The organism is Pseudomonas juntendi (assembly GCF_009932375.1).
GTDB classification, from domain to species: Bacteria; Pseudomonadota; Gammaproteobacteria; order Pseudomonadales; family Pseudomonadaceae; genus Aquipseudomonas; species Aquipseudomonas juntendi.
Genome location: NZ_BLJG01000319.1, coordinates 1 through 9,186, shown reverse-complemented (window position 1 = coordinate 9,186; position 9,186 = coordinate 1). Strand labels below are relative to the sequence as shown.

At 60.6% G+C, this 9,186-nt stretch carries 9 protein-coding genes; all 9 read right to left on the bottom strand.

Annotated elements, in window-relative coordinates; translation table 11 throughout:
* Nucleotides 1-168: 168 nt before the first annotated feature.
* Nucleotides 169-765, bottom strand: a complete 597-nt coding sequence (gene msrQ, locus GYA94_RS25440) for a protein-methionine-sulfoxide reductase heme-binding subunit MsrQ (protein ID WP_009685389.1) — start codon at nt 763-765, stop codon at nt 169-171.
* Nucleotides 765-1,778: a protein-methionine-sulfoxide reductase catalytic subunit MsrP gene (gene msrP / locus GYA94_RS25435; protein WP_110679078.1), complete on the bottom strand. Its 1,014-nt coding sequence runs from the start codon at nt 1,776-1,778 to the stop codon at nt 765-767. The genes msrQ and msrP overlap by 1 nt, the downstream gene beginning before the upstream one ends.
* 79 nt (nt 1,779-1,857) lie before the next feature.
* Nucleotides 1,858-2,709, bottom strand: coding sequence for a CDP-diacylglycerol--serine O-phosphatidyltransferase (gene pssA / locus GYA94_RS25430; RefSeq protein WP_009685387.1), 852 nt, complete (start codon nt 2,707-2,709; stop codon nt 1,858-1,860).
* Between the two features lie 150 nt (nt 2,710-2,859).
* Nucleotides 2,860-3,876 carry a ketol-acid reductoisomerase gene (gene ilvC, locus GYA94_RS25425; protein WP_009685386.1) on the bottom strand — a complete coding sequence of 339 codons (1,017 nt, stop codon included), beginning with the start codon at nt 3,874-3,876 and terminating at the stop codon, nt 2,860-2,862.
* A 56-nt stretch (nt 3,877-3,932) separates the two neighbouring features.
* Nucleotides 3,933-4,424, bottom strand: a complete 492-nt coding sequence (gene ilvN, locus GYA94_RS25420; RefSeq protein WP_003250040.1) for an acetolactate synthase small subunit — start codon at nt 4,422-4,424, stop codon at nt 3,933-3,935.
* Between the two features lies 1 nt (nt 4,425).
* The gene (locus GYA94_RS25415) at nt 4,426-6,150 is read right to left on the bottom strand and encodes an acetolactate synthase 3 large subunit (RefSeq protein WP_009685385.1); all 1,725 of its coding nucleotides are present in this window, start codon (nt 6,148-6,150) and stop codon (nt 4,426-4,428) included.
* A 408-nt stretch (nt 6,151-6,558) separates the two neighbouring features.
* Nucleotides 6,559-6,891 (bottom strand): YqcC family protein, encoded by a 333-nt coding sequence (locus GYA94_RS25410; protein ID WP_009685384.1) that lies wholly within the window; start codon nt 6,889-6,891, stop codon nt 6,559-6,561.
* On the bottom strand, nt 6,891-7,694 hold the full coding sequence (locus GYA94_RS25405; RefSeq protein ID WP_110679077.1) for a tetratricopeptide repeat protein: 804 nt from the start codon (nt 7,692-7,694) through the stop codon (nt 6,891-6,893). Before GYA94_RS25405 ends, GYA94_RS25410 begins: the two co-directional genes overlap by 1 nt.
* Nucleotides 7,695-7,709: 15 nt before the next feature.
* Nucleotides 7,710-9,186 (bottom strand): penicillin-binding transpeptidase domain-containing protein (locus GYA94_RS25400; protein WP_174824208.1); only part of this gene is annotated, 1,477 nt, incomplete at its 5' end.

The following is a 9,186-nucleotide window of genomic DNA, read 5'->3' as shown; positions in this document are numbered from 1 at the left end:
GCGTCAACCTTTAATTTCATTTATTTGAAATATTCCAGGCGAAGGCTGTCTTGAGGCCGCGAAGTGTTCGCCACAGGCACTGAAGGTGTTGTGGCGGACACCTCCCAACCCCACCACTATCTATAGACGGGCCATTGCCTAACCTAAACCCAACCACAACAACACCCCCTACCGCCTGACCAACCCAGCCAACCTCCGCGAAACCGCCGGAATCCTCAGCCCCATCAACACAACCCCAACAAACGCATAAACCGCCCACTCCCGCAGATCCGAACGCACGATCCACAAGAAATGCAGCAACCCCAACCCCAACACCGCATACACCACCCGGTGCAGCTTCTTCCACCGCGCGCCAAGCCGCCGCTGGCTATACCGGTTCGAGGTAACCGCCAACGCCAACAACCCAAGAAACCCCAGCGCCCCGACAATAATGTAAGGCCGCTTGCGCAGCTCCACCGCCAACTGCCCCCAATCCAGCCCGAGAATGAAGAACAGGTAACAGAGAATGTGCAGCACGATATAAGCAAACACCCATAACCCCAGCTGCCGCCGCACCACGATCCAACCCGACCACCCCGTCAGCTTCTGCAGCGGCGTCATGCTCAAGGTCACCAGCAGGAAGATCAGCGCGCCAAGCCCCAACCGGTCCATCATGATCTTGCCCGGGTCAGGCCCCAGCAACCCCGTTGCCGCTTCGTACAACCACCAGGCAGGGAACAGGCAGCCCACAATAAAGATCGCCAGACGAAACCAGGGATAGCGCATCAGTAGTTCTTCCGCAGGTCGAGCCCGGCATAGAGCGAGGCCACTTCGTCGGCATAGCCATTGAACATTTGCGTCTCCCGCACATTGGGACTGAAAAGCCCGCTAGGCAGCCGCCGCTCCCGCGCCTGGCTCCAGCGCGGGTGATCGACAGTGGGGTTCACATTGGCGTAGAACCCATATTCATCGGGTGCCAGGCCCTGCCAGGTAGTTCCGGGCTGCTCGGCCACCAGGCTGATGCGCACGATCGACTTGATGCTCTTGAAACCATACTTCCACGGCACCACCAGCCGCAGCGGTGCACCATTCTGGTTGGGCAACTCGCGGCCATACATGCCTACAGCAAGAACCGCCAAGGGGTGCATCGCTTCGTCCAGCCGCAGCCCTTCTCTATAAGGCCAGTCAATCAGCGCAAAGCCCGAGCGTTGGCCAGACATATGCTCCGGGTCTTTCAGCGTTTCAAAACGCACGTAACGGGCCTTCGAAGTAGGCTCGACCTGCTTCAGTACCTGAGCCAATGGGAACCCCAGCCACGGGATGACCATCGACCAGGCCTCTACACAACGCAGCCGGTAGATGCGCTCCTCAAGCTGGTAGGGTTTGACGAAGTCTTCCAGGGCATAGCGCCCAGGCTTGCCGACTTCACCATCCACCACAACCGACCAAGGCTCGGTTTTCAGGCTGTCGCCATTGGCCGCCGGGTCGCCCTTGTCGGGGCCGAACTCATAGAAGTTGTTGTAGTGGGTAGCGTCCTTGAACGGCGTGATCGCCTCCCCTTTGGCCGTGACTGCCTGCCACTGCGTGGCGCCGAGCTTTTCAGTGAACCAGCCAGGCGCCCTACCCGGCTCGACATCGGCATAACGGCTGGCCTCGGCCGCACGACCAACACTGGGCAATGCGCCCAGGGCCAGGCCGGCCAACGAGCCACCCAACAAGGTACGACGGGACAGGTAAATGCCTTCGGGGGTGATCTCCGATGCCTTGCACTCGGACGACCTGGGAAGCTTGATGAGCATGAGCGGCTCCATAGCACTGGGTAACGGACGTACCAGTAAGACTATGGAGCCGGCGGGTTATTCCAGCGTTAAGCGTTTTTTACGCTTTACGGCGGCGCGACTTGAGCAGGAACTGGATAGGCCCCGAAGCCGCGTAGGCGAGGAAGATCAGCAGCAGGATACGCGGCGGGTCGCTGAACACCACGGCAAACACCAGCACTACGGCAAGAATGGCCACAAATGGCACACGGCCCTTGAGGTCCAGCTCCTTGAAGCTGTTGTACTTGATGTTACTGACCATCAGCATGCCTGCAGCCGCCACCAACAGCGCCACCAGGAACGACAGCTTGGAGCCCTGAATACCGTAGTCGCTGAACGCCCACACGGTGCCGGCCACAACACCCGCGGCAGCCGGGCTGGCCAGGCCGATGAAGTAGCGCTTGTCGGCGGTGCCGACCTGGGTGTTGAAGCGTGCCAGGCGCAGCGCAGCGCCGGCAACATAGATGAAGGCGACCATCCAGCCAACCTTGCCCATATCACCCAACGCCCAGCCGAAGGCCAGCAACGCCGGGGCCACACCGAAGGCGACCATGTCCGACAGCGAGTCGTACTCGGCGCCGAACGCGCTCTGGGTGTTGGTCATGCGCGCGACACGGCCGTCGAGGCCGTCAAGCACCATGGCCACGAAGATGGCAATGGCGGCAAACGCGAAATACTTGCTCGCTTCACGCGGGTCACCAGCGCTCAGGGCGCTCTGTGCGCTCATCGAGCTGATAATGGAATAAAAGCCGGCAAACAGGTTGGCGGTAGTAAACAGGTTGGGCAGCAGGTAGATGCCGCGGTGGCGCACTTTGCGACCTTCGGCGTCATGGCCTTCTTCAACGTGCTCATCGACCGGTAGCAGGCTTTCGGCGTCGGAGGGCTTGTTCGGCTCTTCGGGACGTTCGCTCATGGAGGGTACCTTGCAACAGGGTGGAAAATGTTCGACACGGGCCCGCGAAACAGGTTCTGACGGCAGGCCACTGGTCTGCTTTATACCAGATGCTGACTGCCAGAACGAAAAAACGCGGCCGAAGCCGCGTTTTTCATGTTGCGATGCTACTTAGTTCTTGGCTTTGTCGACGATCTTGTTCGCCGAAATCCAAGGCATCATCGAGCGCAGTTGCTCACCGATGATCTCGATGCCGTGCGAAGCGTTGTTACGACGCTTGGCGGTCATCGATGGGTAGTTGGTGGCGCCTTCGGAGATGAACATCTTCGCGTACTCGCCGTCCTGGATGCGCTTGAGTGCGTTGCGCATGGCCTTGCGGGATTCTTCGTTGATGACTTCCGGGCCGGTGACGTACTCACCGTACTCTGCGTTGTTGGAGATCGAGTAGTTCATGTTGGCGATACCGCCTTCGTACATGAGGTCAACGATCAGCTTCAGCTCGTGCAGGCATTCGAAGTAGGCCATTTCCGGCGCGTAGCCAGCTTCAACCAGGGTTTCGAAACCGGCTTTGACCAGCTCTACGGTACCGCCGCACAGAACAGCCTGCTCACCGAACAGGTCGGTTTCGGTCTCGTCCTTGAAGGTGGTTTCGATGATGCCGGTACGGCCACCACCCACGCCAGCGGCGTAGGACAGGGCGACGTTCTTGGCGTTGCCCGAAGCGTCCTGGTAGATCGCGATCAGGTCAGGGATACCACCGCCCTTGACGAACTCGGAGCGCACGGTGTGGCCTGGCGCTTTCGGCGCGATCATGATCACGTCCAGGTCGGCGCGCGGCACAACCTGGTTGTAGTGGATCGAGAAACCGTGGGAGAAGGCCAGGGTAGCGCCCTTCTTGATGTTCGGCTCGATTTCGTTCTTGTACAGCGTGCCCTGGAACTCGTCCGGGGTCAGGATCATCACCAGGTCAGCCGCAGCGACAGCGGTAGCAACATCGGCAACTTTCAGGCCGTGGGCTTCAGCCTTGGCAACGGTAGCCGAACCTTTACGCAGACCGACGGTAACGTCTACACCGGAGTCCTTCAGGTTGCACGCCTGAGCGTGGCCCTGGGAGCCGTAACCGATGATGGCGACTTTCTTGCCCTGGATGATGGAAAGGTCGCAGTCTTTATCGTAGAAAACTTTCATGAAAATACCCCTGGTTATATCTCGGCCCCCTGCGGAGCCATCGCTAATTTTTAAATTCAGATGCTGAGCACTTTGTCGCCACGGGCAATGCCGGTAACGCCGCTGCGCACGGTTTCGAGAATCGATGCGGTGCCGATGGCCTGGATGAAGCTGTCCAGTTTGTCGCTGGTACCGCTCAGTTGTACGGTGTACACGCTGGCAGTCACATCGACGATCTGGCCACGGAAGATATCCGTGGTGCGCTTGATCTCGGCGCGCTGGGCACCGGTGGCCTTGACCTTGACCAGCATCAGCTCGCGCTCGATGTGGGCGCTTTCCGACAGGTCGACGAGCTTGACCACTTCGACCAGCTTGTTCAGGTTCTTGGTGATCTGTTCGATCACTTCGTCATGGCCAACGGTGGTCAGCGTCAGACGCGACAGGGTCGGGTCTTCGGTCGGCGCCACGGTCAGGCTTTCAATGTTGTAGTTGCGCTGGGAGAACAGGCCGACCACACGGGACAAAGCACCGGGTTCGTTTTCCAGCAGCAGGGAAATGATATGCCGCATATCAGGTACGCTCCGTCTTGCTCAGCCACATGTCACGCATCGAGCCATCCTTGATCTGCATCGGATAGACGTGCTCACTGCGGTCAACCGCGATGTCGATGAATACCAGGCGGTCCTTCATCGCAAACGCTTCTTCCAGCATCGGCTTGAGGTCCTTCAGGCTGGTGATGCGGATACCCACATGACCATAGGCCTCGGCCAGCTTGATGAAGTCAGGCAGCGACTCGACATACGAGTGCGAGTGACGACCGTTGTAGGCCATGTCCTGCCATTGGCGGACCATGCCCAACACCCCGTTGTTCAGGTTGACGATCTTCACCGGCAGGCCGTACTGCATGCAGGTGGACAGCTCCTGGATGTTCATCTGGATGCTGCCTTCGCCGGTCACGCAGGCCACGTCCTGGTCCGGGAAGTTGAGCTTGATGCCCATCGCCGCCGGGAAGCCGAAGCCCATGGTGCCCAGGCCACCGGAGTTGATCCAGCGGTTCGGCTTGTTGAAACGGTAGTACTGCGCCGCGAACATCTGGTGCTGACCTACGTCGGAGGTGACGAAGGCATCGCCTTTGGTCACTTCGCACAGGGTCTCGATGACTTTCTGCGGCTTGATGACATTGCCGTCGCCCTTGTCGTAAGGGAACAGCTCACCATTGCCACGCCACTCGTCGATCTGCTTCCACCAGGCATCCAGCGCGGCCTTGTCGGGCTGCTCGCCGATTTCCTTGAGGATGCCGAGCATTTCGCTGAGCACGCTGTCGACCGGGCCAACGATAGGCACATCGGCTTTGATCATCTTCGAGATCGACGCCGGGTCGATATCGACATGGATGATCTTGGCATTCGGGCAGAACTTGGCCGGGCCGTTGACCACGCGGTCGTCGAAACGCGCACCGACGGCGAAGATCACGTCGGCATTGTGCATGGCCATGTTGGCGGTGTAGCTGCCGTGCATGCCAAGCATGCCGAGGAACTGGCGATCAGTACCCGGGAAGCCGCCCAACCCCATGAGGGTGTTGGTGACAGGCAGGTTCAGCGACTTGGCGATTTCGGTCAGCGCTTCGGAGCCACCGCCCAGAATCACACCGCCACCGGCGTAGACGATTGGGCGCTTGGCAGCCAGCAGCATCTCGGCCGCCTTGCGGATCTGGCCGGAGTGGCCACGGACCGCTGGGCTGTACGAGCGCAGCTTGACCTTTTTCGGGTAGACGTATTCGAACTTCTCAGCCGGGTTGGTCATGTCTTTTGGAATGTCGACCACGACTGGACCTGGGCGACCGGATTGCGCCAGGTAGAACGCCTTTTTCAGAATTTCAGGGATCTCGGTCGGGTGCTTGATCATGAAGCTGTGCTTCACGATCGGCCGCGAGATACCGATCATGTCGGTTTCCTGGAAGGCATCGGTACCTACCATGGTGCTAGGCACCTGGCCGGACAGGATGACCATCGGAATCGAGTCCATGTAGGCGGTGGCAATACCGGTGATGGCATTGGTCGCGCCCGGGCCGGAGGTTACCAGCACCACACCGGCCTTGCCGGTGGCGCGGGCGTAGCCGTCCGCCATATGGGTTGCCGCCTGTTCGTGACGAACCAGGATGTGTTCCACTTCCGGTTCTTTGAACAGCGCGTCGTAAACATGCAGGAGAGCACCACCAGGGTACCCGTAGATGTGCTTAACGCCTTCGTCACGCAAGAAGCGGACGACCATCTCAGCGCCAGATAAAAGCTCCACGTTGTTCACCTCTAAAACGCCAGAATACCGCCCCTTCAGGACGGGTCTTAATAGGTTTACTGCCAAGCAGAGCATGAGCGAACGTCAGCACTGACTGAGCAAGTATTGGGAGCGCCCCAGAGTGTTGCGGGGTTTTCCCACCCAGCGCGAGGTAACGCGTTGCGGGGTGTAACAGGTCGGCGCGGGTGTGCGCCTCATGATCTGCTTAGCGGGTCTGCTTCTGGCAGTCCCTCTAAAGCGGAAGTTGGATTCTTGTGATTCGGCGCGCACAAGTCAAGAAAAATTATTGCCAATTTTTCCCCGAGATGAATTCTTGCAACCACTAAAAATCGCTTCAGCAGCAGAATTAATAAGATTTCCATAAAAAAGGGCCACAATCTGCGGCCCTTGACGAAAAAACTGAAGAAATCAGGCAGAAGGAGCGATCAATTGGTCAAAAGCTGCCAACAGCCGGCGCAGCTCACGACTTTGCTCCGGCCGGTCAGCAAACACCGTTTCGGCCATGACCAGGATGCTGGAGGCATTTGGCAGCGGCTGGCCGAGCTCGATGATGATCTTCATGCGTTGCAGGAAGATCCATTGCAGCCATTGCTCGAAACGCAAGGTATCGACGGCGAAGGGCACCGTACTGGCCAGCGCCTCGTCGCTCGGTGGCTCGTCCTCCCACCAGCCTTGCACCTGCAGCTCGCGCTCGATCAGCAGCAGGTGGTCGGCGATGTCCAGAATACGTTGCTCGATCATTAGGAACTGACCCGCGCTTTTTGCCGGGCCAAGGCGGCGCCAGCGCTATCGCCCTGCTTTTCACGGGCTTGTGCGATGGTGTTCCACAGTTCGGCCTGCAGGCTGGGGCGGCCATTGGCGTAGGTCAGGGCGCGACGCGCCAGCTGCTCGGCCTGCGGGGCATCGCCTTGCGACAAACGCACCTGGGCCAGGCGGTAGAGCACCTGCGGTTCGCGCGGGGCAATGCGCTGGGCACGCTCCAGGCTGGAAGCAGCACCGTTGAAATCGCCACTGCCCTGCTGGGTGGTGGCGGTGGTCAGCAGTGCCAGTACTGGGCCGTCCAGTTGCTCGTCAGCCGCCAGGCCACCTGCAGCCGTGTTGCTGCGCGGAATACCGGTGGGGGCACTGGTGCTTTGTGGGGCGCTGTTCATCGCCGCGATATCGAACGGTTCGTCGGCGATCGGGTTGGGGTTGGTGGTCATGGGCGCCGACGTGGCCGGCCCGGTAGTGATCGGCCCCGGCGTGATCGGCGCGGTGCTGATCGGCGCCGCGCCATTGGCCGCCGGGAAGGTCTGGATGCCCGAAGCGCCTGCGCCCTGCGGGATCATCACGGTGACGCCGGAATCCTCAGGCATTGTTTGCGCTTGCGCGGTGCCAGCGTTGTAACCACCCGCCGAGCGGTTGGCAGACACGCGCTCGCTGTTCGACACGCGGGTGCTCGAATCGACCACCGGAATATTGCCGCGCGGGACGCTGGAGCACCCCTGGAGCACAGCCAGCGCCGTCACGGCAGGAAACAGCCACTTGTTCACGTCACACCTCATCAATGCAGCCTGCGCTTAATTCATCCAGCCCTTGACCCAGTCCATGACCGATTCAGCTGGATTCTGCTCGCCGCCACAGGTTGCGCCGGCGGGCGGTTCACTGCCGCGAATATACGGCATCTGTACCGCTCCCGGACAGCTGCCGTCAGACCCTTGGCCGCTGTAGGGGTCGATCCAGGCCTGTACCACGTTGTCCGGTTGCGGCATGTCCAGCGGCAGCGGGTCGGCCTTCTTCATGAAGCTGGTCCATACCTGCAGGGCACCGGTGGCACCGGTGAACGGTGTTTTCCCGTTATCGTCGCGGCCCATCCACACCACCGCCAGCAAATCCTGGCTGAAACCAGAGAACCAGCTGTCGCGCGAGTCGTTGCTGGTACCGGTCTTGCCCGCCAGGGTCAACGAGCGCGGCAAGGTGTTGTACACCGAGCGCCCGGTACCTTCGCGCATCACTCGCTGCATGGCGTTCTGCACCAGGTAGATGGCACCCGGGTCGAAGGTTTGCTGGATCTGGAACGGGTAGCGCTTGAGCGGTTCGCCCTCGGCGGTGAGCACGCTGCGAATACCGCGCATCGGCGTGTTGAAGCCACCATTGGCAATGGTCTGGTACATGGTCGCGACCTGCATCGGCGACATGCCGCCAGCCCCCAGCAGCATGGCCGGGAAGGCTGGCCAGTCGACATTCACCCCCAGCCGGCCGATGGTCTTGATCACGTTTGGCACCCCCACTTCCAGGCCGATCTTGGCAGTCGACAGGTTGTAGGAATTGGCCAGCCCCTGGTACAGGTAGATCGTGCCGTGCGGGCGGCGGTCATAGTTTTGTGGGCGCCAGACCTGACCGTCGCCACCTTTGACCGAAAACGGCTCATCCTGCACCCAGCTGGTCAGGGTGTACTTGCTCGGCTGCTCCAGCGCGGTCAGGTAGACAGCCGGCTTGACCAGCGAGCCGATCGGCCGCGAGGCATCGATGGCGCGGTTGAAGCCGGCGAAACCTGCCTGGCGGCTGCCGATCAGGGCCTGTACCTCACCGGTTTCCGGGTTGGTCACGACCATCGCCGATTCGACCTCGTCCGACCCTTTGCGCCCGGCCAGGCGCTTGAACGTCTCGCTCATCGAGGCTTCGGCCTTCATCTGCAGGATCGGGTCGAAGCTGGTAAAGATACGCAAGCCTTCCTCGGTCAAGTCTTCATCGCGGTAGTCCTGGCGCAACTGCCGCTTGACCAGGTCGAGGAAGGCCGGGAACGAGCTGTCGGCCAGGCTGCCACGTTTGGTCACGCCCAGCGGCATCTTCTTCGCTGCATCGACCTCCTCCTGGCTGGCCACGCCTTGCTCGGCCACCAGGTCGAGCACCAGGTTGCGGCGGGCCAGGGCACGTTCAGGGTAGCGCCGCGGGTTGTAGTAGGACGGGCCCTTGACCATGCCCACCAACAAGGCGATCTGGTGCAGCTTCAACTCCGACAGCGGCTGGCTGAAGAAGAACTGGCTGGCCAGGCCG

Bases quoted from the DNA above. Each gene is read 5' to 3' on its own strand.
- msrQ (WP_009685389.1), bottom strand. From the start codon at position 765: ATGCGCTATCCCTGGTTTCGTCTGGCGATCTTTATTGTGGGCTGCCTG.
- msrP (WP_110679078.1), bottom strand. From the start codon at position 1,778: ATGCTCATCAAGCTTCCCAGGTCGTCCGAGTGCAAGGCATCGGAGATC.
- pssA (WP_009685387.1), bottom strand. From the start codon at position 2,709: ATGAGCGAACGTCCCGAAGAGCCGAACAAGCCCTCCGACGCCGAAAGC.
- ilvC (WP_009685386.1), bottom strand. From the start codon at position 3,876: ATGAAAGTTTTCTACGATAAAGACTGCGACCTTTCCATCATCCAGGGC.
- ilvN (WP_003250040.1), bottom strand. From the start codon at position 4,424: ATGCGGCATATCATTTCCCTGCTGCTGGAAAACGAACCCGGTGCTTTG.
- GYA94_RS25410 (WP_009685384.1), bottom strand. From the start codon at position 6,891: ATGATCGAGCAACGTATTCTGGACATCGCCGACCACCTGCTGCTGATC.
- GYA94_RS25405 (WP_110679077.1), bottom strand. From the start codon at position 7,694: ATGAGGTGTGACGTGAACAAGTGGCTGTTTCCTGCCGTGACGGCGCTG.